25 protein-coding genes and 1 tRNA gene are annotated in these 25,313 nt (G+C 43.0%); 9 read left to right on the top strand and 17 right to left on the bottom strand.

The window, feature by feature from the left end; translation table 11 throughout:
* Positions 1 to 10: 10 nt before the first annotated feature.
* A complete protein-coding gene (locus A2F46_RS03865) occupies positions 11 to 718 on the top strand; it encodes a GntR family transcriptional regulator (protein ID WP_066566953.1) in 708 nt (235 codons plus the stop codon).
* Between the two features lie 172 nt (positions 719 to 890).
* On the opposite strand, the gene A2F46_RS03860 is transcribed toward A2F46_RS03865, so the two are convergent.
* The 4 genes from A2F46_RS03860 to A2F46_RS03845 form a co-directional block, all read right to left on the bottom strand.
* Complete coding sequence (locus A2F46_RS03860; protein ID WP_066566951.1) at positions 891 to 2,393, bottom strand: sodium:proton antiporter; 1,503 nt, start codon at positions 2,391 to 2,393, stop codon at positions 891 to 893.
* Between the two features lie 288 nt (positions 2,394 to 2,681).
* Complete coding sequence (locus A2F46_RS03855; RefSeq protein WP_066566942.1) at positions 2,682 to 4,073, bottom strand: aspartate aminotransferase family protein; 1,392 nt, start codon at positions 4,071 to 4,073, stop codon at positions 2,682 to 2,684.
* An 85-nt stretch (positions 4,074 to 4,158) separates the two neighbouring features.
* Positions 4,159 to 5,493: a glutamine synthetase family protein gene (locus tag A2F46_RS03850; RefSeq protein ID WP_066566940.1), complete on the bottom strand. Its 1,335-nt coding sequence runs from the start codon at positions 5,491 to 5,493 to the stop codon at positions 4,159 to 4,161.
* A 28-nt stretch (positions 5,494 to 5,521) separates the two neighbouring features.
* On the bottom strand, positions 5,522 to 6,277 hold the full coding sequence (locus A2F46_RS03845; RefSeq protein ID WP_066566938.1) for a gamma-glutamyl-gamma-aminobutyrate hydrolase family protein: 756 nt from the start codon (positions 6,275 to 6,277) through the stop codon (positions 5,522 to 5,524).
* Between the two features lie 305 nt (positions 6,278 to 6,582).
* Here A2F46_RS03845 and A2F46_RS03840 point away from each other — a divergent pair, with 305 nt between their 5' ends.
* Positions 6,583 to 7,113 (top strand): inorganic diphosphatase, encoded by a 531-nt coding sequence (locus tag A2F46_RS03840; protein ID WP_066566936.1) that lies wholly within the window; start codon positions 6,583 to 6,585, stop codon positions 7,111 to 7,113.
* 131 nt (positions 7,114 to 7,244) lie between these two features.
* On the opposite strand, the gene A2F46_RS03835 is transcribed toward A2F46_RS03840, so the two are convergent.
* From A2F46_RS03835 to A2F46_RS03795, 9 genes are all read right to left on the bottom strand, one after another.
* A complete protein-coding gene (locus tag A2F46_RS03835; protein ID WP_082783561.1) occupies positions 7,245 to 7,772 on the bottom strand; it encodes a DUF2726 domain-containing protein in 528 nt (175 codons plus the stop codon).
* Positions 7,773 to 7,871: 99 nt separating this feature from the next.
* Positions 7,872 to 8,678 carry an RsiV family protein gene (locus A2F46_RS03830; protein WP_066566934.1) on the bottom strand — a complete coding sequence of 269 codons (807 nt, stop codon included), beginning with the start codon at positions 8,676 to 8,678 and terminating at the stop codon, positions 7,872 to 7,874.
* A gap of 130 nt (positions 8,679 to 8,808) precedes the next feature.
* Positions 8,809 to 9,642, bottom strand: coding sequence for a bifunctional hydroxymethylpyrimidine kinase/phosphomethylpyrimidine kinase (thiD, locus tag A2F46_RS03825; protein ID WP_066566932.1), 834 nt, complete (start codon positions 9,640 to 9,642; stop codon positions 8,809 to 8,811).
* 70 nt (positions 9,643 to 9,712) lie between these two features.
* Positions 9,713 to 10,774: a lytic murein transglycosylase B gene (gene mltB, locus A2F46_RS03820; protein ID WP_066566929.1), complete on the bottom strand. Its 1,062-nt coding sequence runs from the start codon at positions 10,772 to 10,774 to the stop codon at positions 9,713 to 9,715.
* Positions 10,775 to 10,883: 109 nt separating this feature from the next.
* Positions 10,884 to 11,336: a 50S ribosomal protein L9 gene (gene rplI, locus A2F46_RS03815; protein ID WP_066566926.1), complete on the bottom strand. Its 453-nt coding sequence runs from the start codon at positions 11,334 to 11,336 to the stop codon at positions 10,884 to 10,886.
* Positions 11,337 to 11,353: 17 nt separating this feature from the next.
* On the bottom strand, positions 11,354 to 11,584 hold the full coding sequence (rpsR, locus tag A2F46_RS03810; RefSeq protein ID WP_066566924.1) for a 30S ribosomal protein S18: 231 nt from the start codon (positions 11,582 to 11,584) through the stop codon (positions 11,354 to 11,356).
* A gap of 5 nt (positions 11,585 to 11,589) precedes the next feature.
* A complete protein-coding gene (gene priB / locus A2F46_RS03805) occupies positions 11,590 to 11,886 on the bottom strand; it encodes a primosomal replication protein N (protein WP_066566921.1) in 297 nt (98 codons plus the stop codon).
* Between the two features lie 11 nt (positions 11,887 to 11,897).
* A complete protein-coding gene (rpsF, locus tag A2F46_RS03800) occupies positions 11,898 to 12,275 on the bottom strand; it encodes a 30S ribosomal protein S6 (RefSeq protein ID WP_066566919.1) in 378 nt (125 codons plus the stop codon).
* A gap of 380 nt (positions 12,276 to 12,655) precedes the next feature.
* On the bottom strand, positions 12,656 to 12,994 hold the full coding sequence (locus A2F46_RS03795; RefSeq protein ID WP_066566913.1) for a P-II family nitrogen regulator: 339 nt from the start codon (positions 12,992 to 12,994) through the stop codon (positions 12,656 to 12,658).
* A gap of 213 nt (positions 12,995 to 13,207) precedes the next feature.
* Here A2F46_RS03795 and purL point away from each other — a divergent pair, with 213 nt between their 5' ends.
* From purL to A2F46_RS03775, 4 genes are all read left to right on the top strand, one after another.
* A complete protein-coding gene (gene purL, locus A2F46_RS03790; protein WP_066566910.1) occupies positions 13,208 to 17,137 on the top strand; it encodes a phosphoribosylformylglycinamidine synthase in 3,930 nt (1,309 codons plus the stop codon).
* A 24-nt stretch (positions 17,138 to 17,161) separates the two neighbouring features.
* Positions 17,162 to 17,668 (top strand): S-ribosylhomocysteine lyase, encoded by a 507-nt coding sequence (luxS, locus tag A2F46_RS03785; protein ID WP_066566908.1) that lies wholly within the window; start codon positions 17,162 to 17,164, stop codon positions 17,666 to 17,668.
* Between the two features lie 284 nt (positions 17,669 to 17,952).
* Positions 17,953 to 18,043: transfer RNA gene (locus A2F46_RS03780), tRNA-Ser, on the top strand.
* 672 nt (positions 18,044 to 18,715) lie between these two features.
* Positions 18,716 to 19,351 (top strand): TetR/AcrR family transcriptional regulator, encoded by a 636-nt coding sequence (locus tag A2F46_RS03775; protein WP_066566905.1) that lies wholly within the window; start codon positions 18,716 to 18,718, stop codon positions 19,349 to 19,351.
* Positions 19,352 to 19,492: 141 nt separating this feature from the next.
* On the opposite strand, the gene blaOXA is transcribed toward A2F46_RS03775, so the two are convergent.
* Complete coding sequence (blaOXA, locus tag A2F46_RS03770; RefSeq protein WP_066566899.1) at positions 19,493 to 20,311, bottom strand: class D beta-lactamase; 819 nt, start codon at positions 20,309 to 20,311, stop codon at positions 19,493 to 19,495.
* Positions 20,312 to 20,498: 187 nt separating this feature from the next.
* Between blaOXA and A2F46_RS03765 the strand changes: the two genes are divergently transcribed.
* Together A2F46_RS03765 and A2F46_RS03760 are read left to right on the top strand one after the other, a co-directional pair.
* Positions 20,499 to 20,918, top strand: coding sequence for a GFA family protein (locus tag A2F46_RS03765; protein ID WP_066566897.1), 420 nt, complete (start codon positions 20,499 to 20,501; stop codon positions 20,916 to 20,918).
* A gap of 31 nt (positions 20,919 to 20,949) precedes the next feature.
* Positions 20,950 to 21,375 (top strand): hypothetical protein, encoded by a 426-nt coding sequence (locus tag A2F46_RS03760; RefSeq protein WP_066566895.1) that lies wholly within the window; start codon positions 20,950 to 20,952, stop codon positions 21,373 to 21,375.
* Positions 21,376 to 21,444: 69 nt separating this feature from the next.
* On the opposite strand, the gene A2F46_RS03755 is transcribed toward A2F46_RS03760, so the two are convergent.
* Positions 21,445 to 22,338: a LysR family transcriptional regulator gene (locus tag A2F46_RS03755; RefSeq protein ID WP_066566893.1), complete on the bottom strand. Its 894-nt coding sequence runs from the start codon at positions 22,336 to 22,338 to the stop codon at positions 21,445 to 21,447.
* 110 nt (positions 22,339 to 22,448) lie between these two features.
* On the opposite strand from A2F46_RS03755, the gene A2F46_RS03750 reads away from it, so the two are divergent.
* Positions 22,449 to 23,471, top strand: a complete 1,023-nt coding sequence (locus A2F46_RS03750; RefSeq protein WP_197457552.1) for a YeiH family protein — start codon at positions 22,449 to 22,451, stop codon at positions 23,469 to 23,471.
* Between the two features lie 499 nt (positions 23,472 to 23,970).
* Here the strand turns inward: A2F46_RS03750 and narI are convergent, their stop codons facing one another.
* Both narI and narJ read right to left on the bottom strand, forming a co-directional pair.
* The gene (narI, locus tag A2F46_RS03745) at positions 23,971 to 24,660 is read right to left on the bottom strand and encodes a respiratory nitrate reductase subunit gamma (protein ID WP_066566887.1); all 690 of its coding nucleotides are present in this window, start codon (positions 24,658 to 24,660) and stop codon (positions 23,971 to 23,973) included.
* Between the two features lie 13 nt (positions 24,661 to 24,673).
* Entirely contained in the window at positions 24,674 to 25,306 is a 633-nt protein-coding gene (gene narJ, locus A2F46_RS03740) for a nitrate reductase molybdenum cofactor assembly chaperone (protein ID WP_066566885.1), read from the bottom strand.
* Positions 25,307 to 25,313: the final 7 nt, after the last annotated feature.

Below are 25,313 nucleotides of genomic sequence, written 5' to 3'. Positions count from 1 at the left end.
CATAAACAGAATGAAAACCATCCAACCTAATAAAACTCTAGCGGAAGAGGCTTTTGCCCATCTACGCCAAGCCATTTTGGACAATGAGCTGATGCCTAATCAGCTTTATTCCGCCACCGAATTGGGACTCAAACTCGGTGGTATTTCTCGCACGCCAGTGCGCGAAGCCGCACAATGGCTGGAAAAAGCCGGTTTTGTGCGTATCGAGAAAAATCGGGGTATCCGAATTTTGTCGTCTTCACTGGACCAACTGATCGAAACATTCCAAATACGGCTGATGCTCGAAGTGCCCCTCACTAAACAGGCAGCGATGCTGCGCACTGAATCACAATTACTGCTATTAAACCAATGCTTTGCTCAGTTTTATGCTTGCGCACAATCCAATGATGTACAAGGAACCTTGGAGGCCGACCGGGATTATCATTTGGCCATTTTGGCCATTGTGGGCAATGGCAAAGCCAATCAAATCATCAACGATTGCCGCAACACCGTTTTGCTCAGTGGACGCAGCACCATTCCCGAATCCAGAGATTGTTTGTCTACCTATCAGGATCACGTGGCGCTGCATGAGGCCATTCAGCAGGCAGATGTGGAGCGTGCGGGTTGGGCCATGCGTTGTCACATTATCAATACAGCGCAATTATTGGTGACGCAGGAAGCACACAAACGTAAGCAATGGGGCAGTGTAGACATCTTAAGTCGCTTGGAAGCGTATTAGTTTTGGTTTGGCCGCATATTTACATGTTGCATGCAACATGTAAATAGCCAAAAAGGAAAATGCTTGGGGAGAAATAATTAGTATTTGATTTTTAATAAATTTAATATGTAGGCTGTTGTAATAAACAGCCTACATATTGCATTTTCCAGAGGATCACCATCTCAGACATAATTCAGAAATTATCTGGATTCTCCAATTTGTCTACTTTGGCTTGAACTTCTGAAGGGCTTAAGGTTACTTCGTGCTCAGCATCCGCCGCTGCGGTAGCCACGGCGACTGGATTGTACACAGAAATAAATTCCGTGCCATCTTGCCGTTCTTCAATGGTATACATCACGCCGCTGCGATTAAATTTGTGGCATTGCCGTTGATACCAGCCACGAAAACCGGTTTTCGGCTCATCGGGATTGTGATAATAGGCATTCATGACTTCAGGCAACCCTAAACCACAGACTACACCTGATAGCAATACGCAGATAAAAGTATACCCAATTAGGATATCGCTATACGCTTGCAGAGCAGGTAAATTGGCAACGGCCAAAATCAAAGCCAACGAAATGCCACCACGAACACCACCCCAAGACAAAATGGTGAGGCTACCGTGATAACTTTTGCGCCGTACTCTCGGGAAAAAACTGAATGCAAGGAAATTGCCGGCAAAACGGCTGAGGTGTAACAACACAAATGCGGCTATACCACCTAAAAACAGCGTTTTGCTGATATCGACTAAAAATAACTCTAGCCCAATTAAAGTGAATAAAAAAGAGTTAATGATTCCCTCAACTGCATGCCAAAAATTATTAATTTCATCAATTTCTTGTTTTTGCAGAATTTCCTGCCATTTGTTGCCCACAATCAGCCCGCCCACAACACAAGCAATAGGCCCAGATGCATGGGCAAAATAGGAGACCAAATAAGAACTAGAAGCCAAAAGAGCAGTGGTGAGTATCAATGATTCCATCTCATGTTTGCCTTTAAGCAAGCGTAAAGCCATTAGACCAAACACAAAGCCAATCAGTACAGCCACGATGATTTCATAAAAGAAATTTTCCAAAATACCCGCAACAGAAATATGACTGCCATTCAGAAATTTTAAAATAGTCATAAACACCACGATACACATGGCATCATTAAATAAAGATTCGCCCTCGAGCTTCACCATTAAATGTCGAGGGGCCTTGACTGAGTTGAGTACACCTTTTATGCCAATGGGGTCTGTGGCCCCAAGTGCAGAACCCAATAACAGCAAGATCAGTAGTGGGACATGCTCCCCAAATAAATACTGGTAGCCATACAAAAGGCCGCCAAAAAATAGCGCACACAGCAAGAGCGCTAAGGATGCCAAAATAACAATTTGACGCCAATATCGGTGTAAATCCGAGATTTTGAATTTCAAAGCTGATGAGGTCAGAATAAAGCAGATTACCCCATTGACCAGAAAATCATAAAAATTCACATGTCGCACCGCCTTGCGCAGAGCTTCTATATCAACATGCACGAAGCTATTGTGCCCAAAGAGATTGACACCCCATTGTAGAATGAACACCAATATGGCCGAAACGATGGGTACGCCAATTGCCTGTGGCATAGAAAAAATGCGCTTGTTCATCAAAGTGGTGATGATGGATAGGGCAAAAATAACGGTAACAATTTGAAGAAAAACAACACTACCCATTCAATAAACCTCTGAAAATAAATAAAATTTCAAAATTCAACCACAGTTATCATCTTTGTCTAATGTCAAATCATTAGCAGACTATTGGGAAATTATAATCCAACGGTTTTGAAAATGGATAAGAGAGTATAGATTAATAGCTATTTGCAAAAGTCGCGCTAATAGCAAATATCCAACGACTTCAAATTCAAATAATCTGAAGCCCATGTGTGGAAGCTTGACACAAAAGGAAAAGCCGCCAATGACACCGATACTTTGGTATCAATCTATGGCGGCCTAAAACATTGCTTACTCGGCTTCTACAACTGCATTTTTAGCCAAGAGAGCATCAACTTTTATTTCAAATTCGCGTAAACATTCTGCTGCCGTAGCGAGCATTTTGTCTATTTCTTTCTTGGTGATGATCAAAGGAGGTGCTGCCACAATATGATCACCACAAGCGCGCATAATCAAATTATTTTTGAAGAAAATGTCCCGACACATCAGTCCCATTTCGCCAGGATTTGGAAATAACTCGCGCGTGTTTTTGTCTTTAACCAGAGTAAAGCCACACATCAAGCCTTCGCTGCGTACATCATCCACGTATTTAAAGCCGCTAAAAGTTTCTTTCCAACGCTGTTTCATATAAGGGCCCGTTTTATCATGGACTTTTTTAACAACCCCTTCTTCATCCAGAATGTCTAAATTGGCTTTGGCAACTGCCGCAGAAACAGGGTGCCCACTGTAAGTAAAGCCATGATTGAATTCGCCGCCGGCCAGCAAACCATCAGTCACTTTGTCATTGACCAGCACTGCGCCAATGGGTAAGTAGCCAGAGGAAAGCCCTTTTGCAGTGGTAAAAATATCGGGTTGGAATCCGAAGGCTTCATGGCCAAACCAATGACCTGTACGGCCATAACCACAAATTACTTCATCGGCAACCAATAAAATATCATATTGGCGGCAAAGTTCCTGAATACGTGGCCAATAGGTTTTGGGTGGAATAATGACACCTCCAGCTCCTTGTATTGGTTCACCCACAAATGCTGCAATTTTGTCTGCACCAATTTCTTTGATTTTGTCTTCCAGCCAGTTGGCGGCACGAATACCAAATGCTTCGACACTTTCATCATTTTGAGCCAGACCGTAATACCAAGGCTGCTCGATGTGTACTACATTGGCAATGGGCAGACCACCTTGCTCATGCATACTTTTCATCCCGCCCAAACTTGTGCCTCCAATCGTGGAGCCGTGGTAGCCATTCCAGCGACCGATGATGACTTTTTTTTCTGGCTTGCCAATCGAAGACCAATAATGGCGAACCATCCGCATCATGGTGTCGACTGATTCTGAGCCAGAACCAGTGTAAAACACATGGTTAAAGCCTTCGGGCGTGATTTCCATGAGTTTGGATGTCAGTTCAATCACAGCGGGGTGGGTAGTTTTAAAAAAAGTATTGTAAAACGGAAGGGTTTCCATTTGCTTTTTGGCTACATTAGCCAATTCTTTGCGGCCATAGCCGATATTTACACACCACAAACCAGCCATGCCATCTGTGATTTTATTCCCTTCATCATCATAAACATAGATTCCTTTGGCATGTGTCATGACGCGCACGCCTTCATTTTTCAATGCAGCATTATCGGAGAAAGGGTGCAAATGATGTTGGGTGTCTTGTTTGCCGTAATTTTTTTTACTCATTGAATTCGCTCCTCAATTAAAGTGGTGTTCTGGATGATCTGGGCTTTTCAGGCAACCGATTAAAGGCAGCCATAACCATCTTAGACTACACATGCAACAGTAAGAATTTGCGTTCCCACGGGCTAATAACCCGGAAATATTCAGATACTTCCTGTTCTTTAACCGCAATATACATTTCCACAAAGCGCTTACCCATGATGTCATGGAAAGGCTCACAACCGCGCAATCTTTCGATAGATTCCTCTAATGTGGTAGGGAATTGGTAAGGTAAGGCATAGCCATTGGTGGTCATCGGGGCATTGGGTTGTAATTTTTCTTTAATCCCCAAATAGCCACAGGCCAAAGAACAAGCGATGGCCAAATACGGATTCACATCGACGCCTGCCAATCGGTTTTCAATGCGCCGGCCTTTTGGGGAAGAGCGGGGCACACGTAAACCAACAGTGCGATTGTCGTAACCCCATTCCACGTTGGTGGGCGCCGCCGTGTAACGGGTCAAACGACGGAATGAATTCACATATGGCGCAAAAAAGGGCATGGTTAATGGCAAGTATTTTTGTAGCCCGCCGATAAAGTAGAAAAATAGTTCTGAAGGAGAACCATCTTCATTGCTGAAGGCATTGTTTCCGGTATTCACATCGGTAAGGCTTTGATGGATATGCATCGCGCTGCCTGGCTCGCCTTCCATGGGTTTGGCCATGAAAGTGGCATACATTTTGTGGTGAAAAGCCGCTTCGCGAACCGTTCGCTTAAACAAAAACACTTGGTCAGCGAGCTCTAACGCATTGCCATGCAGAAAATTAATCTCCATTTGCGCTGCACCAATTTCATGAATCAATGTGTCTACTTCCAAATTTTGGGCATGGCAATAATCGTAAATTTCCTCAAACAAAGGATCAAATTCATTCACTGCGTCGATGGCGTATGAGCGCCGTCCAAATTCGCTGCGTCCGGTGCGTCCAACAGGTGGTTTGAGGGGAATATCGGGATCGGGATTGGGGGAAATTAGGTAGAATTCCATTTCTGGGGCCACTATTGGCGCCAATCCCATGTTTTCGTATAATTTTAGGATGCGTTTGAGCACATTACGCGGTGCAGTTTCTACTGGTAAACCATCTGGCGTGAAACAATCAAAAATCAGTGAGGCAGTGGGATCCTGTGCCCAAGGAACATAACGCAATGTAGCGGCATCTGGTTTCAGTTCCATGTCAGAGTCGGTTTCGTCCAACATGTCTGTTTCCGGATATTCGCCTGTGACCGTTTGCAGCAATACGGCTTCAGGCAGCCTCATGTCAGGTTCGGAAATAAATTTATCTTTGGGAATAATTTTGCCGCGCGCAACGCCTGTAATATCGGGCAGAATACATTCTACTTCAGTAATACCATGTTCTTTAAGCCATTCAAAAATATCATCATACATAAATCACCTTTGGGTTTGAGGGTGTTGTTTATTCTACTTGCTTGAGTTTGTGATAGCTTTCACAAGCCTCGCGATAGGCATTAAAAATAGCGATGGAAGGGGCTTTTTGATCATATTGCCATTCCGGATGCCATTGCACGGCATAACCAAAGAGCCGGGCATGATCAATACGAAATGCTTCAATAATGCCATCGGGTGCCACGGCTTCAATCGTAAGTCCTGAAGCCAAATCCTTAACACCTTGCTGATGCAAGGAATTCACCATAACTGTATCGGTATGCAACCAATTCTTAAGTAAGGTGTTATCCAAAATACGAATCGGATGGGCATCTCCATATTGCACTTCAATGGGTGCATCGGGCTCCCTGTGGTCCAAGTGACCGGGCAATTCTTGTATATGCTGATGCAAAGTACCGCCCAATGCCACATTGATCTCTTGAAAACCGCGACAAACCCCCATCAAAGGCATGCCCATCTCCAAAACTGTGTGTATCAATGGTAGGGTCGTGCCATCGCGTGCCGGATCATGCAGGGTTCCATCTCGAGATGCACCTTCCCCATAGTGATGAGGTTCAATATTTGAGTATGCACCAGTGAGAAACAAACCATCTAGCAGCGGCAGAAGACGCGCCAGCGTAGTTTGGTCGGCCAACGCTGGCAATAAAATAACATCACCAACAGCATGTTGCACCGCTTGTATGTATTTATCACCTACCGCATGAAAATCCCACTTGCCGATGCGTTTAATATCGCATGGCATCCCAATTAAAGGACGCTTTTGCATTCCATGTTCCTTTTACATACTGATTTTGGTTTGGGCTAGTTTGTGTTGTACAGCACTGCCATCAAGGCCACTTTATTTTTAAGTAAGGCTATTGCTTGTTTTTGAATCGAATGAAATGAATGACCGTGACACACTATCCCATGCCATTTTAAAGTTGGCAAGAGGGCAACAGATGGATTACAACAAGCTCATGAATTTAAGTTTATTTTGACGCCATGATATGGCACTACGCAACACAAAGCATTGGGCAATTTCGAACGCTTTGTTTACAATAAGAGTGTTTTCAATACACGAAGGACAAAACCATGGCAGATTTCAATCAAATTTTGGACGCAGGTGATGTAGCGAATGGCCTGATTAATGTGGTCGTTGAGATTCCAGAGGGATCCAACCACAAAATTGAATGGGACCGTAAATTAGGTGCGATGAAATTGGATCGTGTTGAGCCTATTATTTTTGCTAAGCCTACGAACTATGGCTTTATCCCACAAACATTGGATGAAGATGGCGATGAATTGGACGCGTTGATTATTACGGATCAGCCTTTAAGTACTGGAATTTATTTACAAGCCCGCGTAATCGGCGTGATGAAATTTGTTGATGATGGTGAAGTGGACGACAAAGTGGTTGTGGTACCTGCAGATGACCGAAACAACGGGAATGCCATTCAAACTTTAGCTGATTTGCCCCCACAATTGATTAAACAAATTGAGTTTCATTTTAATCATTATAAAGACTTGAAAAAAGCAGGTAGCACACAAGTGGTTAATTGGGGAGACATTGAGGAAGCAAAAGCTGTGATTAAAGAATCAGAGCAACGTTGGCACAACCAATAATTTTGAATATATAAACTAGCACAGTTTCAGGTAGTCTAGGGCTGCCTGAAAAATAGATAGATAATTTAACATAATATACATTATGCGAAATAGACAATCAGCGCCGATAAAAGCGGCTGCCTGAAAATACTTCACATTGGTGAACTATTTATTTCTAAGGTTTTGAATATTTCCCTTATTGCATTTTCATCTGGTATTTCGTTCATTCTCCAGCGAAATAGTTTTAACTTTGCGCCTTCCAGTGCTTTGTTTTTCCGATTGTCATCAGCTTGTCTTTTTTCGTTGTCGTGGCTGCTGTCGTCTAGTTCTATTACGGCCAAAGGGAAACTGTTTTTGTTGCATATAACAAAGTCATAACTTGTTCTGTTTATTCGATTGAACCAATATTTAAAACTATGTCCATTTTTTACCCTTATTGTTCTGCTTGCCTGTACTTGTGCCAATACTATTAGGTGCGGCAAGGCTCTTTTTAATTTCCAGTATAATTTTTGTTCTGGTACTGTCATTAGCCTAGTTTTGTAAAACGGCCATATTTCTGGTTCACTTCTTTTTGTATCTTCATTTTCACTATTATTGCTGCTCGCAAATACAAATACAGCCATTAATATGGCAAGTATTATTGCTAGCAATATGGCAAATACTATTGCAAGTTCTGTCATTTTTTGTTTCTCTGTGTATTAACATTTCTTGTGCGTATTCGGAAAATTTTCCAATTGAAGTTCCAATGCACATCGGTTTAACTTAGCATCAACTGAAATTTAATCTTTCACTCCTATTTCACTTCGTGTTACCGGCCAATGTTGCAGATATGCTAGGAATGCGGGTTTCACAATGTCGCTTAAATCTTCAGCAGAAATAAATAAGGTAGGTGTGCCATAGGCGTAAGGTGCAATTTCGTATTGCTGATATACCAGCACCAATCCACCTTTTACAGGGCGCCAATTATGAGTGAGCTGAAAATGAAACATTTCACCATCCAATTGCGCCTTGGCTTCATCTTCACTCAAGTCTCCATCGTGCACAAAATCTGCCATGGCAGCATCGTAAGCCAATTGAAATAATCGTTTTTGTGCCTGGCTGTTAATCAAAATGTCGGTTAGTACAACAGGCTTCTTGGCTTGCACGTCCCACACTCTTTCGAGCAATACCGTGCTCCCATGGGCAGCACCTTTATTGTATTCATCATGAATCAGCGTATAGGCTGCCCAACGTTCATTGGCTCCTTGTGGTTTTATGGTGATATTGACTTGTTGGGTATAAACGTAGCCGTTACTGATGCCTGTATGATGGCGTGCTGCGGCTTGCAATAGTTGTCGCAATGATTGGGTATGATGGCGTGTTTTATCGCCTAACGATTGGCGGGTATCATGTTGTATTTTTTGGTTAAGCCAGGCTGAATTGTATTGGGGCAACTGAACACGGAATTGGGAGCAATTATCGGATTGTTTGATACCCTTGAAACAATGGCTTTGTTGTTCTGTCTGCTCTCCTTCTACGGTAACAATCGGCTTTGCCCAAATACCACTGCTGAGCAACAATATTGCCCACATCCATGGATGAGTCATGCACCTACTCCTTTTTAATTTTCGTCTTGTTGATTATTTTATTGTTACAAAACAAATAATTGCAAGATATTTTTCCATAAAAGCAGGTTTTGCAGACATGCTCGCAAACTGTAGAGACAACTTCAGGCAACTAATCTGAAAAAAAGCGCCAAAAATGTGCCAACGGGCCACTTCCGTGACCCAAATGCCAATACTGGCTTGCGTCAATTGCGTTGTGCACATAGCTTTTGGCTGCACCTACTGCAGATGATAAATCATGGTGCTGTGGGCGCAAGGCCGCAATGGCAGAAGACAAAGTGCAGCCTGTGCCATGGGTATGATGGGTGTGCACCCGTGGACTGCAAAAGCATTGTGGGTCTAAATCTCGTGTCAATAACCAATCAATGGCCTCGTCTTGATTGTCCCAGTGCCCTCCTTTAAGCAATACTGCCTTGGCTCCGGCATTCATGAGCACTTCACCCTGCTTTCGCATTATTAACTCGGTACCTGCGACTGATTGTTGAGTCAGGGTCGCTAATTCAGATAAATTTGGGGTGATGACATCAGCCAAGGGCAAAAGCAGTGCAATCATCGCTGTAATGGTGTCTTCCAAAGCCAATAGATCCCCAGAAGTGGCAATCAAAACAGGATCCAGCACCACAAATGAAGGCTGGTGCTGTTGCAATACTTCGGCTACCACGCTAATGCTGGCAACATCCGGAAGCATGCCGATTTTCACAGCATTAATGTGTATATCACTGAAAACAGATTCGCATTGTGCTCGAATTAAGGATGGCGACATGGCTTCTACTGCTTGAACACCTACGGTATTTTGAGCCGTAATGGCGGTAATGACGCTTGCACCATAAGCACCCAAAGCAGAAATGGTTTTCAAATCAGCTTGAATCCCCGCTCCGCCCCCCGAATCTGAACCGGCAATGGTCAACACTCGGGGAAACGGCCTAGCGCTTAAAGAAGGATGCATCGCTTAACCTTTAAATGATTTAGGTTGCCTGAAGTCAGCTGGGCTTATGATCACTGCATCGGCACACTGACTATAGATTGGCGGCCCCATTATTCACACCATTCGCAATTTGGCGCACGGCCGCCACATACAAACGGCTATGGTTATATTGCCAGATAGCATAAAAATTGTTTAAGCCGAACCAATATTCATAGATTCCGGGCGAACTTTCTAAACGATATAACACGCCTTTCTCGCCATTGCTAACGCGTTCGGGAATCACCACGCCCAAGGAGCGCAGCTGACCCGCGCTGTATTTCAATGCTGTTTTTTCATCAATCGCAGCTTGCAACTGCGGTGTTATGTTCAATGCCACCGGTACCGCAACCGGTTGGCCACTGCGCCAGCCGTGTTGTTTCATATAATTAGCCACAGATGCGGCCGTGTCTCCCACATTCCGCCAGATATCCCGGTGGCCGTCACCATCCCAGTCTACCGCCCATTGACGCCAACTAGAAGGCATGAATTGGGGCATGCCCATGGCGCCGGCAAAACTGCCTTTAAAGCTCATAGGGTCTTGTTTTTCTTCATAAGCCAGTTGTAAGAATTGGCCCAATTCTTGCTGGAAATAGTCAGCGCGGCGCGGGTAATGGAACCCTAACGTGGTGAGTGCATCAGCCACCCGATAAGATCCCATACTGGTACCATAATTGGTTTCGATGCCTACAATGGCAGTAATCAATTCAACAGGCACGCCATAGCGGTCCGATACTGCCTGTAGTATAGCGGCGTTTTGCTGCATAAAAGCATTGCCTCTGCTGACCCGATTGCTGCTGGCATTGTTGGCCCAAAATGTGTACCAAGGCTGAGACGTTCCGGGTTTGTCCATGACGTCCAAAATTCCCGGTTTATAGGCTACATTACTGAAAAAACTTTCTAATTGTGCTCGTGAGTAGTGGCCTTTTCGGGCTTCATTTTGAATGAAACGTTGTACATCACCGCGGCTCAATAAGTCGGTGCCGCGATCAGTAATTGCAGGAGATGATGTTTGCGAATGAGTGGCCGTTGGTTTAAGCGGCATTTCAGGTAAGCGATTTGTGCTTTGACAGGCAGCCAAACCCAGTACCGCAACCATACTGATCATGTATTTCATTTTGTATTTTTCATTTTGATCACAAAGGCAATCAGTGTATCAAATTCAGACTAACCATAAAAGAAAAGGCTGCCTGAAAAGGCAGCCTGAAATTCAAAGTAATACTGAATTATTCAGCAGCAGGTACCACAGCTACAGTGATGCTGGCCACTGCGTCGCTGTGCAAAGCCACTTCGATTTCGTATTCACCAACGGCTTTCAACGGGCCATTTGGCAAACGAACATTGGCTTTGGCTACTTCTACGCCAGCAGCCTGAATGGCTTCAGCAATGTCGTTGGTGGTAACTGAACCAAACAAACGACCATCCACCCCAGCTTTTTGTGCCACGGTAATGGTTTGGCCATCCAATTTTTCTTTGCGTGCTTCAGCATCAGCCAAAACAGCAGCTTGGTGTGCTTCGTATTCGGCACGTTTTTCTTCAAACTGGGCCAAATTAGCCGCAGTAGCGCGTTGTGCGTGGCCAGATGGGATCAAGTAATTACGGGCATAACCGTTTTTTACGTTAACGACGTCGCCCAAGTTACCCAAACCACCGACTTTTTCTAACAAAATAATCTGCATGTCGTCTATTCCTTAAATTATTTATGTTGATCGGTGTACGGCAGCAAAGCCAAGAAACGTGCGCGTTTCACAGCAGTAGACAGCTGGCGTTGGTAATGGGTTTTGGTGCCGGTAATTCGAGCCGGGATAATTTTACCATTTTCAGCAATAAAGTCTTTCAACAAGTCTACTGCTTTATAATCAACTTGTTTGATGCCTTCCACGGTAAAGCGGCAGAATTTTCTGCGTTTAAATGATTGACGAGCCATGTCGTTTAACCTTTATATTCATTAATTTGTTGTATGTGCAGTATCGGTCGCGGATTTCGTACGCCTTTTTGGGCGATAAAGCCAATGATCTCAATCATTGTCCCTTGCCGATACGGCCAGTTTAAAGCCATGTCACCGAGTGCCTTTGCCTGAATTTCCATCTTGGCTAAATAGCGTTCGCCCAACTCCGTTTGCCATGATTCGTGACTAAGCCACATCTGCAAAATGGGCAACCCTGCTGGGGTATAACGCAAGTCATCCAGACTTTTTATTTCAGCACTTAAGCAAACTTGGTTATTCAAACTGTTGCCTATTAGGCTTCAGCCGTTTCTGCAGCCGGAGCTGTGTTGCCAGCCAGCAGATTCTTTGACTTTTCTTCTTTCATCATAGGAGAAGGTTCAGTCACTGCAGCATGCATTTTTACAGTCAAATGGCGCAATACGGCGTCGTTGAAGCGGAACGCAGTTTCGATTTCTTCAATCACTTCAGGCGTGGTTTCCACATTCATCAACACATAATGTGCTTTGTGAATTTTATTGATGGGATAGGCCAGTTGACGACGACCCCAATCTTCCAAACGGTGAATAGTGCCATTGGCATCGGTTACCATGGCTTTGTAACGTTCCACCATGGCACCAACCTGTTCGCTTTGGTCCGGGTGTACGATAAACACGATTTCGTAATGACGCATGCTTACTCCTTGTGGCTAATCAATCCTTTTACCATGCGAAAAGTAAAAGGCAAGGTTGGAAAACCGATAATTGTACGTGGAAAAAATAATATGCGCAAACTTGTTCTGTTTTCTAAGTATTTGCATCGCCAGTAAGTTGATCTAATATTTGGAAATCTATTGAACGATTTATGACTTATTGTGTGTCATGTATATTCAATGCCCAAATCGTCATCACTCAAAGAAAATTCATTGCATTAAGGCTGCCTGAAATAACAATTCAGGCAGCCTTAAATCGATGCATTATCTGCGGCAAGCTGAGCATTATTGGCAGGCGCTCAATGCAGTATAATCAACAATTGCAGCATATCCTCACCGCTGCTGCTCAATCTACATAATATTTAGATAGCTTCTTCGTTGCGTTCGCCTGTGCGAATGCGGATGGCTTCTTCAACTGGTAAAACAAAAATTTTGCCATCGCCAATTTTACCTGAATGTGCTGCTTTCACAATAACCTCAACAGCTCGATCAACTTGATCATTACCCACAATCATTTCTAATTTTACCTTTGGTAAAAAATCCACAGCATATTCTGCCCCACGATAGATTTCAGTGTGCCCTTTTTGACGGCCAAAGCCCTTCACTTCGGTTACGGTCATGCCTGTGATACTGGCTTCAGCCAAAGCCTCACGCACATCATCCAATTTGAAGGGTTTGATGATTGCTTCGATTTTTTTCATGTTGGTCTCCCCAAAAGTGCCATGGTTATATTATGGTAATTCATTGATTTAAAATTATCATATTATGCTTACAAACTCAAATGCCAATATTGATCAACAACTATGAGCTTACCTTGGTGCATTTGAAGTACATACCAAATTGCCAAGCATGCTGCAGTAATTTCGCGTAAAATGCGCCCATCGTCAAACCACACACAAAAAGCCTCACTCATCATGACCGCTGTGCTGTCTTTATGTGGCGAAATCGCCCTATCTCCTTTCCGTATTGAAAAATTACGCCAACGTGCTGCAAAACTGGGACTCAAACAGGATGTCGCGCTATCCAGTCACTATTGGTATTTTATTTCGGTAAAACACCCTTTATCAGAAAGTGATACCCAAAAGCTGAAAGAGCTGTTGACCGCAGAGGACGCCTCTGGACAAGAAGCCACTACTTTTTTGGTGGTACCTCGATTGGGTACAATTTCTCCTTGGGCATCCAAAGCCACTGATATCGCCCATAACTGCGGCTTAACTGATGTATTTCGCATTGAAAGAGGGATTGGTTATGTGTTTGCAGATGAGCTAGATGAGCACGAACGGGCAACTTGGTCGGATTTGCTGCATGATCGCATGACAGAAAGTGTATTGGATGAGTTGGCTTCTGCTTCCGCCCTTTTTGAGCGCGCAGAAGCACAAACTTTTAGCGGCGTGGATATTCTAGGTGCTGGCAGCACTGCACTGGTAAAGGCCAATGGCGAAATGGGCTTGGCTTTGTCTGAAGATGAAATTGATTATTTGGTAACCCATTATCAAGCCATGGGGCGCAATCCCACTGATGTCGAACTGATGATGTTTGCACAAGCCAATTCTGAGCATTGTCGTCACAAAATTTTCAATGCGGACTTCATCATTGATGGTGTGGCACAGCCAAAATCACTGTTTGGAATGATTCGGGATACCCATTTGGCTCATCCTGAAGGTACTGTTGTTGCCTACAAAGACAACGCTTCTATTATTGAAGGCACTCAGATCGCACGGTTTTATCCGCAGGCTTCGCAACAGCAGGGATACCGCTTCAATGAAGAAACAACCCATATCTTAATGAAAGTTGAGACCCACAACCACCCCACCGCTATTGCACCTTTTGCGGGTGCTGCAACTGGCGCTGGTGGTGAAATTCGTGATGAAGGCGCTACAGGCAAAGGCGCCCGTCCGAAAGCGGGTCTCACTGGATTCAGTGTATCCAACTTGAATCTGCCTGATGCGACACAACCTTGGGAACAGTATTCGGCAACGCAAGCACAATATGGCAAACCAGAGCGCATCAGCAGCGCTTTAGACATTATGGTAGATGGGCCCATTGGTGGCGCCGCGTTCAATAATGAATTTGGCCGCCCCAACCTCTTGGGTTATTTCCGAACTTTTGAAGAGATGTTTGATGGTCAAATGCGCGGTTTTCACAAACCCATTATGATTGCAGGTGGCTTGGGCAATATTCAAGCAAGTCAAACCCACAAGGACATCATTCCAGAAGGTGCTTTGCTGATTCAATTGGGTGGCCCTGGTTTGTTGATTGGCTTGGGTGGCGGTGCTGCTTCCAGCATGGCTACTGGGGCGAACAGTGCTGATTTGGATTTTGATTCGGTACAACGCGGCAATCCTGAGATTGAGCGTCGGGCACAAGAAGTTATTGATCGATGCTGGCAATTGGGTGAGGACAATCCAATTGTCTCTATTCACGACGTAGGTGCGGGCGGCCTATCTAATGCATTCCCTGAATTGGTAAATGATGCTGGACGCGGCGCGGTGTTTGAATTGCGCCAGGTGCCATTGGAAGAACACGGGCTGACACCTTTGCAAATTTGGTGTAATGAATCTCAAGAGCGCTATGTTTTATCCGTGCTGCCTGAAAATTTAGAAACGTTTCGTGCTATTTGTGCTCGTGAACGTTGTCCGTTTGCAGTGGTGGGTACGGCTACTGATGATGGTCATCTGCAAGTGCGTGATGATCTATTTCACAACACGCCAGTCGATATGCCACTCAATGTATTGTTGGGAAAACCCCCAAAAACCACGCGCATAGACCAAACCTTACCAGCCCCGGAACTCCCTTTTGATGGCAGTAAAATAGACATACGAGAAACTGCTTATCGGGTTTTGCGTCTCCCTACTGTGGCCAGCAAACAATTCTTAATTACCATTGGTGACCGTAGCGTGGGCGGCTTAACCCACCGAGATCAAATGGTGGGGCGCTTCCAAACGCCAGTGGCCGATGTGGCTGTCACGATGATGGGCTTTAATACCCATCTGGGCGAGGCTATGTCAATGGGTGAAAAATCACCATTGGCTTTGCTGTCAGGCCCGGCATCTGGGCGTATGGCCATTGGTGAGGCCATTACCAACATCGCTGCCACTCATATTGGCGACATGGGGTTAATTAAGTTGTCCGCCAACTGGATGGCTGCATGCGGCAATCAGGGTGAAGATGCAAGCCTTTATCATACAGTGCAAGCGGTATCGGAAATTTGCCAGCAGCTAAATTTGAGTATTCCTGTGGGAAAAGATTCTTTGTCAATGAAAACGGTGTGGGCAGATCAAAATACCGCGAAATCAGTAACTTCTCCGCTTTCCGCCATCATCACCGCTTTTGCCCCCGTAACTGACGTGCGTAAAACGGCAACACCCGTTTTGCAGCACAATCCAAACAGCACTTTGCTGGCCATTGATTTGGGTTTAGGTTTAGGCCGTATGGGTGGTAGTGTGGCTGGCCAGGTGTGGAAAAACATTAATGGAACTGCACCTGATTTAGATCAGCCTTCGCTATTGACTGGTTTCTTTCAAGTTATTCAAAGCCTGCTAGATGAGCATCGCTTGCTTGCTTATCATGACCGCAGTGATGGTGGATTATTGACGACCCTTGCGGAAATGATGTTTGCCAGCCATGTGGGTGTTAATGTGGACATTGCTGCTTTGATTGAGCAAACCGTAACCCGCTCCACCAATGTCAAGCTTCATGATGCCGCAGTGCGTACGCTGTTTAATGAAGAATTAGGCGCCGTCATTCAAATTGAAAACGATCATTTGGATGCCGTTCAGGCAGCCTTTGCTGATGCTGGTCTGTCTGACGCCGTATTTGTTTTAGGTTATATCAATAATACTGATCGACTGATGATTCACAATGGCAATACCGTATTGCTCAATGAAGCGCGTATTGATTTACAAAGAGCATGGAGCGAAACCAGTCATCATATTCAGCGATTGCGGGACAATCCGTCCTGTGCAGATAGCGAACTGTCTCTCTTAAGCGATGACAAACGTAGCGGACTGTTTGCACAATTGTCGTTTGATATTCATGAAGATATAGCTGCTCCGTATATCAATCGTGGCGTGGCGCCAAAAATTGCCATCTTGCGTGAACAAGGGGTTAACGGGCAAGTAGAGATGGCGGCTGCCTTTACCCAAGCTGGATTTGATGCTTACGATGTGCACATGAGTGACTTGATGAGTGGCCGCGTTCAGCTGGCCGATTTTAAGATGCTGGCTGCTTGTGGCGGTTTCAGTTATGGTGATGTATTGGGCGCAGGAGAAGGCTGGGCCAAAAGTATCTTGTTTCATCCTACATTGCGTGACCAATTCACTGCTTTCTTTGCCAATCCCAATACGCTGAGTTTGGGCGTATGTAATGGTTGTCAAATGCTCAGTAACTTGGCCGCAATTATGCCCGGAACTGCTCATTGGCCTCGGTTTAAACGGAATCTCTCGGAGCAATTTGAAGCACGCCTGAGCATGGTCACCATTCCTCAATCGCCATCTCTGATCTTGGCCGAGATGGTTGGCAGTAGTCTCCCTGTTGTAGTAAGCCATGGTGAAGGTCGTGCTGATTTTAGTCATCACGAGGATGATCTAGACAATGCCGATTTAGCCATCGCATTACAGTATGTGGATGGTCAAAATCAAGTTACAGAAACCTATCCCTTAAACCCAAATGGTTCCCCTTCGGGTATCGCCGGTGTTACCAATAACGATGGACGTATTACGATTATGATGCCGCACCCTGAGCGCGTGTATCAAACCAAGCAAATGAGCTGGGCACCAACAGATTGGCCAGAACTGTCAGGTTGGTATCGTTTGTTTGCCGCTGCGCGCAAAGCATTGGGCTAATTTTGAATATTGGAGGAATTACACATGCCATTACTGGATAGCTTCACTGTCGACCACACCCGCATGCATGCACCTGCTGTGCGTATTGCTAAAAATATGCGCACCCCCAGTGGTGATGACATCACTGTTTTTGATTTGCGCTTTTGTGTGCCAAATCACCAGATATTGCCTGAAAAAGGCATACACACCTTAGAGCACTTATTTGCTGGGTTCATGAGAAATCATTTAAATGGACAAGGTGTCGAAATTATCGATATTTCCCCCATGGGTTGCCGGACAGGGTTTTATATGAGTGTTATTGGCACGCCCGATGAAAAAGCCGTTGCCCAAGCTTGGCAGGCATCTATGGAAGATGTATTGGGTGTTCAAAACCAAAATCAAATTCCAGAACTAAATGAATACCAATGCGGTACTTACACTATGCATTCTTTGGCAGAAGCCAAAGAAATAGCCAATAGCATATTGAAAAAACACATTGACGTTAATAGAAATCAAGATTTAGCTTTAGATTTAAAGTTGATTAATCACTGATGTTGAATCCTAATGTCAAAAAGCCAGCTAACACTGGCTTTTTGACATTGGGATTGTGTTCATGGTGCTTCAGATGTGGAAATTGCAAATTATTTAAAGGGATTGCACTGGCGTTGGGTATTAATTTTTTTGTCCTATTACCAAAAAAGATTTTACCTGTACCGCTTCTACATTTATTGAATAACTACTTAATACTTATATGGTTGATCCCTATGATATGCATGGTTGCGAAAACGTGCCCTGCCCGCTATAATCCCCGCTTCGCTTTACATTGATCCCTTCTCGGAGAGGTGGATGAGTGGTTGAAGTCGCACGCCTGGAAAGCGTGTATACGTGAATAGCGTATCGAGGGTTCGAATCCCTTCCTCTCCGCCATTATTTTTCAATAAAACTCTGGTTATTCGTAGTTTTTCATCATTCCGACAATACCCATTTAAATATCTAATTAAAACTATTCATTGAAATGAATACCTAGATACAGCAAGCTGGGTTTCTAAGTTGGTATGAGAATTAGCCGAAACTTTCCATACTAATGACTGAGTAATTTTAATAATCACGAAAGCTTAAGGTGAGTGCTTGGGGAAAAAACCATTATATTTGGCAGAAGCCCGTGGTAGCGCGCAATAAGTAGATACTATCTTTGCGTTGTAGTGGATCATTGTAGCTGGAGCTACTAGTTTGCCTTTGTCTGTGGGTTGATGACCAGCGGTGATGAATATCGGCATCATGGCAGGCATACGGGCTTGGCTAACCGTCCATCTCATTGCCAACCCAGCTATTATTATTTGAATAGATCCATTAAGTTAATCCTCAATGCTTCGAATCACATTTGCTAAAATGCAACTAGATTATTAAAGTTTCAGCTAACCACTCAAAATTTAGTTTTTTCGAAACTCATTAAAAATTCCGTATGGAATTTTTAATGAGTAATATGATGACAACTAATAGATGTCAATCGCTAAACAATCCATACAAACTGCAATGTTTAATTGCATCTAATTATGACGGTTGAAATATTCCCTCTATTACAGGGATACGGGAGATAAAATGAAAAAAATAAACAAAGCAGAAATAACGCGTTTTTCTCGTGAAGAAACTCAGCAGCGAACTCGGCAACGACTCATTGAATCAGCCTATCTTCTGGTAGCCGAAAAAGGTGTTGAAGGCACGTCAATTAATGATATTGCAAAAGGGGCTGGATACACCAAAGGTGCGTTTCACTCTAATTTTGAAAGCAAAGAAGATCTGATATTGAATTTATTAGATCAGCATAACGATCAGATTGCACAAAGTCTTTTGTCTGTTGTCAAAAAAGCCAGTACAGATTTTGACTCAGCATTAGCTGCTGTATCCAGTTGGATACAAGACTATGCTATGGATAGACACCTAGCACTACTGTCTACCGAGCTATATCTCTTTGCTGCACGTAATGCTGCTTTTGAAAAAGAATATACAGTAATGATGGATAGGCATCGTCATACCTACGCCGATTTGTTGTCTTATTTATTTAACTTGGCCCACATAAGGCTACCTGAATCACCTTTAAAACTGGCTAATAGCTTAATAACACTTGTGCGCAGCAGCGCCGTGGATAAAGCACTATACGGCAAAGTCACAGACGATAATGCCATTGCGTTATTCATAAATCTTCTACGCGGATATAAACCAACTCGAGATGCCTAATTGGCCGTTCGAGAAAGCACCTCAAGCTGATCTGGTTTGTAGGTCATGTTGTGTGATTAGCCGCGTAGATGACTTACCTAATCTAGGCGACCCATGGGGCATCCTGACTTATCAAAATAACAATCGTTGAACCGCCAACATTTAATGGCTCGGGAACAAGCCAAGCTCAGAAAGCGACCGAATGGCTAGTTCTTTGCGAATACTGGGTGGAGTTTGCTTGTCCATCTGAATATTAAGCGCAAAGGATTTAATCTGGCCATCGGGCGATTCAACCCAACCTGTATACCAGCCTACAACGGGCTCAACATCCATACCCCAGCCGCTTTTGGCAAATACTTTGTAGCCTTGTTGCTGTTCAATTAACAGCATTTTTTTCACGTCTTGCTGCACCTTTTGGGAAAAGGGTAACTCTTCTTTTGCCAAACGATAGGCGAATTGGGCTTCTTGCTTCGGAGTAATCATTAACGGACCCACTAACCAGAAATTATCCACTTGAGTGCCTATGTTACTATTACCAAAACCCACCCGACGAACCTCATTTTGCATCAGGGTTAACCCAGTACGGCGGGCAATGTCCTGATACACAGGAATAGCAGAAGCTTCCATCGCCTGACCCAATGTCATGTCTTTTTCCCATGTAGAAAAACCACGCTTTTGACCATCCCATTTGAAAACTTCAGTAGTCGTGGTTATACGATTTTCCAATGCGATAAGCGCATTAAGCATTTTAAAAGTAGATGCTGGAATAAATTGCTGATTGGCTCGTGCTACATTGCTACCATAACTGGCGTAATTTTTACCATCAAAAATTGTGATTACACCATTAATGTTTTTTTGACTGAAATCACTCTGGATGGATTGGGCTTGTTGCTGCATCGGAGCATCTTTAGGCTGTGATACAACATGGCACCCTGCCAACAAAGACAGCATAATGACGCCGATAGAGAGTGTTTTTTTCATAGAATGCAATACCTTTAATATCAATTTATTTTTAAATGATTATTTATTAACTAGCTAAAGAAGAAAAAATTCAATTAGGCTAGCCAATTGAGTATATCAAATTAAGATTCCTAATGGAATCTTAATTTGATATACTCAAAACTTAATATAATGTGATTTTTAATCAGAAAATTTTTGAAGGCCTGCTATGCACCAATACTGCCGTTGCCTATGTGGCTATACCCAATTTGAGATTGAGACTATGAATCAGAATGTAACTGCCTGCCATTGTTCGCTTTGTAGACGTCAATCTGGTGGTATAAATATGAATATTCATATCAAAGAAGGTAGTTTGAGGTGGATTACTGAGAATTATGTATCCATTTATCAGTCCTCAGAACGGGGAGAGCGAGGCTTTTGTAACCACTGCGGGACATCTTTATTTTGGCGCACGCAAGATCAAAAATTTTGCAATATAAATGTTTTTTGTATTGTTCATAACAATGATGACTTAATTCTGAAAACTCAAATTTATATTGATAATAAACCATCATTTTACGAATTTAGAAATGAAACAACCAATTTGACTGAAGCAGATGTGATTGCTTTATACAGTGCAAAAAACTAAAGAATTTATTACTCTCTAAACCATACCATTTATGACGAAAATAAAAATCAAGGCTATTAAACAAGAAGAAACCACAGGATGTGGCATCGCATCTGTAGCCAATATTGTTGGTAAAAGCTATAGCGAGATAAAAGCAGTAGCTAATAGCATGGGCATATTCGCTGTAGACAAAGCTTTGTGGTCAGACACGCAATATGTACGCCGTTTACTCAAAAAATTTGGCGTTTTTACGGCAGACAAGGAAAAATCTTTTACTTCGTGGTCCGACCTACCTGATTTAGCATTATTGTCTATACGATATCACAAAGAAGATGGGAAAAATTTTTGGCATTGGGTTGTTTTTAAAAGAGTTGGGAATGAGGAATTCGTACTAGACTCAGCAGTTAATCTTCCCAACAGTATTAGAAGAGATTTTGAACATATGACACCTAAGTGGTATATCGCTTGTTGGAATTAGCGATTGTATTTTAATTATTATTTTTGATGCATAAAAGATCACAATAGAAATACGGAATCTGATTAATAATTAATAGTGTACACCTGAATTATTAAATAAAATATTCATAAATATTTGTAGCGTTTCACTATGGTGTTTATGTCGGTTTTGTAATAACCATAGTGTGCGATATATGGGGGCGATTGCTACTCGGAGTATTCGAAGCCTACCATCAGCTAACTCTGCTTCAATCACATGTTTGGATAAGCAGCCAATACCTAAATCACATAATACGGCTTGTTTTATGGCTTCAGAATTGCCAAGCTCTAACCCAATATTTACCTTAGGCATTTGTGGTAATAATTGTTGTTCAACCGCTATTCGAGTGCCGGAGCCGGTCTCTCTTACAATCAATGGGCAACTGGCCAATGCGGCCAAGTTGACACGTTCTTCATCATGAGATACCCATTGACTATGATGGGCGGAAAACAACACTAATTCATCAGACTGCCAAGGTTTCATTAAAATATCGGGATGGCTAAATTGGCCTTCAATTAAGCCCAAATCATAATTCATGTTTGAAATACCCTCTGCAATCTCTTTACTATTAGCCACAGTCAGCTTGAAATGAACATTTGGGTAGTCGTGGATCATCTTTGCCATCAACGATGGCATTAAATAATTTCCAATCGTCGTGCTGGTACCAATATGCAAGTTAGCATGTTGGCCCTTAAACAAACCTTCTATTTCTTCAGCCTGCTCTAAAACTGAAATGCATTTAGGATAGAGCACTCGGCCATATTCATTGCACACCAAACGGCGCCCTATTCGCTCAAAGATTTGAACACCTAATTGTTTTTCCAAATCGGATAACGCACTACTCACTGCCGATTGAGATAAGCACAAAACTACAGCGGCTTGAGTTGTAGATTGATGCTCCAAAATGGCTCTAAAAATGGCCAATTGACGTAAGGTAATATGCATATATCGATAAATTAGATAGGCTTAATTAATTTTATTCGTTTTTAATGATTAGCATAAGTGGATATGCTGATCACAACTTTAAAAACTCATGCTTTAATATGAATAATTCCATGAAACGTCAATGGCCCATTGGGCTATGCGTAGTCACATTCCTGACCATCATTGCTTCGGTATTGAACAATCTACCCTGGTTGTCTCGCATGGGATTCAGTACCCTGACTTTGTCCATTGTTATAGGCATGATTATTGGCAATACTGTTTATCCAAAAATAGCACCCTACTGTCATGATGGGATTAATTTTAGTAAAAATAAAATTTTACGTATTGGCATTATCTTGTATGGATTCCGCTTAACTTTACAGCAAGTAGGCACTGCCGGATGGCTGAGCATTTTGGCGGATATCATTATGTTGGGCTCTACTTTTGTTTTGACCTATGAACTGGCAAGACGCTGGTTGAAATTAGACTCCGACACTGCAATTTTGATTGGTGCTGGCAGCAGTATTTGTGGTGCAGCGGCCATCATGGCAGCAGAACCAATATTAAAGTCCACACCTGCTAAAGTCAGCGTCGCCATTGCAACGGTGGTAATTTTTGGCACGATTGGCATGTTTCTGTACCCTCAAATGCATGCATGGAATTGGTGGCCAATAACGGATACACAATATGGTGTTTATATTGGATCGACTGTTCATGAAGTGGCACAAGTTGTGGCTGCTGGTAAAAGTATTAACGATGAAGTAGCAAACTTGGCAGTGGCGACCAAAATGATTAGGGTCATGATGTTGGCACCTGTGTTATTGATATTGGCCTTTTGGCAGAATAGAAAACATGCAAAAGGCAATAATGCATCGAATTCTAAAATTGCTATTCCGTGGTTTGCTTTTGTTTTTATAGGCGTCGTGATTATTAATTCTTTTCAATTTATACCTGTATATATTCTTCAAAAAATAATAAATTTAGATACATTTTTACTGGCTATGGCCATGACGGCTCTTGGATTAACGACAAGTTTTAAAATGATTCGCAGCGCAGGGATTAAGCCACTGATATTGGGTTCAATAATTTTGATATGGTTAATTGTTGCAGGAGGATTGTTGCAAGTCTTGTTGGCGAATGTTTTTGCTATATAAATGAATAGTGGCAAATGAATCCTCTCAATTTATTTGCCACTAGCTAGACTTAAACCCATCAACTAGTTTAGTTGCAATATCCAATATTAATTTTTATATGGAATTTAAACTAGATACAATAGTGATTGCACTACCCTTATACTACAAAAACAGCTTAGACACTTTGATTTTGATATGGGCTTATCTGAATTTCCTCAAATGGAGGACGGCAAATTGGACTTGGTAGTCACTGACGCTTCCTAGATTAATTCAAGATTCACCCAATTTGCATCAGATTTAAGGAGTCTATAAAAATCTATTTCACTAGGTTAAAAGCCAATCCCTACTCATCGAGCATGGCTCGTGCAATCAAACGCAATCATAAAGCATCTGAATTGCCACAGAAATTCAGATGCTTTGGGTCGCGGTAGATGTCATTCTGAAGTTGGCTAGTTTGACTCTACTGATAGTTTTAACTTTCATTGGCTCTATTCAGTGTAAAAAATACATCAGCCTTAATTCAATAGCGCCTACTTCGAACCAGTTGGGCATGGCGTTTCAGATAAACCAACGTACCAAACCCACTCCATATGTGTACCAGCCGAGTGAATGGAAAAATAACAAACAATGTCATGCCCATAAACAAATGTAACTTAAATACTAGGCTAACCTCGGACAACAAATCTGCAGCCCCACCTCTGAATGTCACAATATATTGAGCCCAAGTCATCAGTTTGACCATTTCTTCACCATCCAAATGATGAGATGAGGCGACAATGGTGCTGAGACCCAATAAAAGGGTAATCAGCAACCAAATCAACACCAATTTATCCCGCCAAGTACTATTGGCCAATAAACGGGCTGACGTAAAACGGCGATACATCAAAATCAGAATGCCAACCAAAGCCATGCAGCCCATAACACCGCCGGCAATCATTGCTGTCAATTGTTTCACTTCATGAGGTACACCCAAGGTATCCCAAACAACAACAGGTGTAAGCAAGCCGACCAAATGTCCGCCAAACAAACCCAAAACCCCCACATGAAACAAAATATTACCCAAGCGCAGATATTTTGGTTGTAATAACTGGCTGGATTCAGACTTCCAGGAATACTGCTCGCGATCAAAGCGAATCAGACTGCCTAGGAAGAAAATACTTAAGGCAATATACGGATATATGCCAAAGAAAAATTGATTGAGGTAATTCATAATCACTCCTGGCCTATAGGGAATTTTTTTGTGGGAAAAATTGCACTGGTTGAACGGTTGGGCTCAATAGCGGCTCTATACCTTCTGGTGTGGGTCCAAACATTTCCAATGCTTCATCCATATTGCGTACAGGCGCAGCCTGCAATGGTTCTGGCGCAACGGGAGACAAAGTGACAACCGCCTCCATCACTGGCGCATAAACAGAATCATCTTTGCGCAAGTTTTCGGCCAGATAAGCAATCACATGGACAGCATCTGCCAATAGTGAATTTGCTTCAGCTACATCCACATTTGATAAGAACTCCAAAAACAGGGGTAAATAATCGGGTAATTCACTGTCTTTTGGCTCAAAACCACGAGATTGATATTCAGACAACAAATCGACCATCGCCTGACCGCGCGCACGATCTTCCCCATGCAAATGCTCAAACAAATGCAAAGAATGGCTGCGCCCTCGATCAAATGTGCTGACATATTGCTCCTGCAGCTCAATCTCATCGTGTTCACGCAAATAAGTCAGAAACGGAGCGAGGCTGCCTGAAAAATCAGTGTGTTGTTGGCGAATGTAATTTTCTATTTCCGCAAGCTGCCCCAACCACTGACTGCGCGGGTAACTCAGTAATATTGATAAAATCTTAAACATCATATCCTCC

Origin of the sequence: Snodgrassella sp. CFCC 13594 (assembly GCF_001590725.1) — a bacterium.
Taxonomy (GTDB): Bacteria; Pseudomonadota; Gammaproteobacteria; order Burkholderiales; family Neisseriaceae; genus Snodgrassella.
Note: the sequence above shows the minus strand (reverse complement) of the source record. Positions and strands in the feature narration are given on the sequence as shown.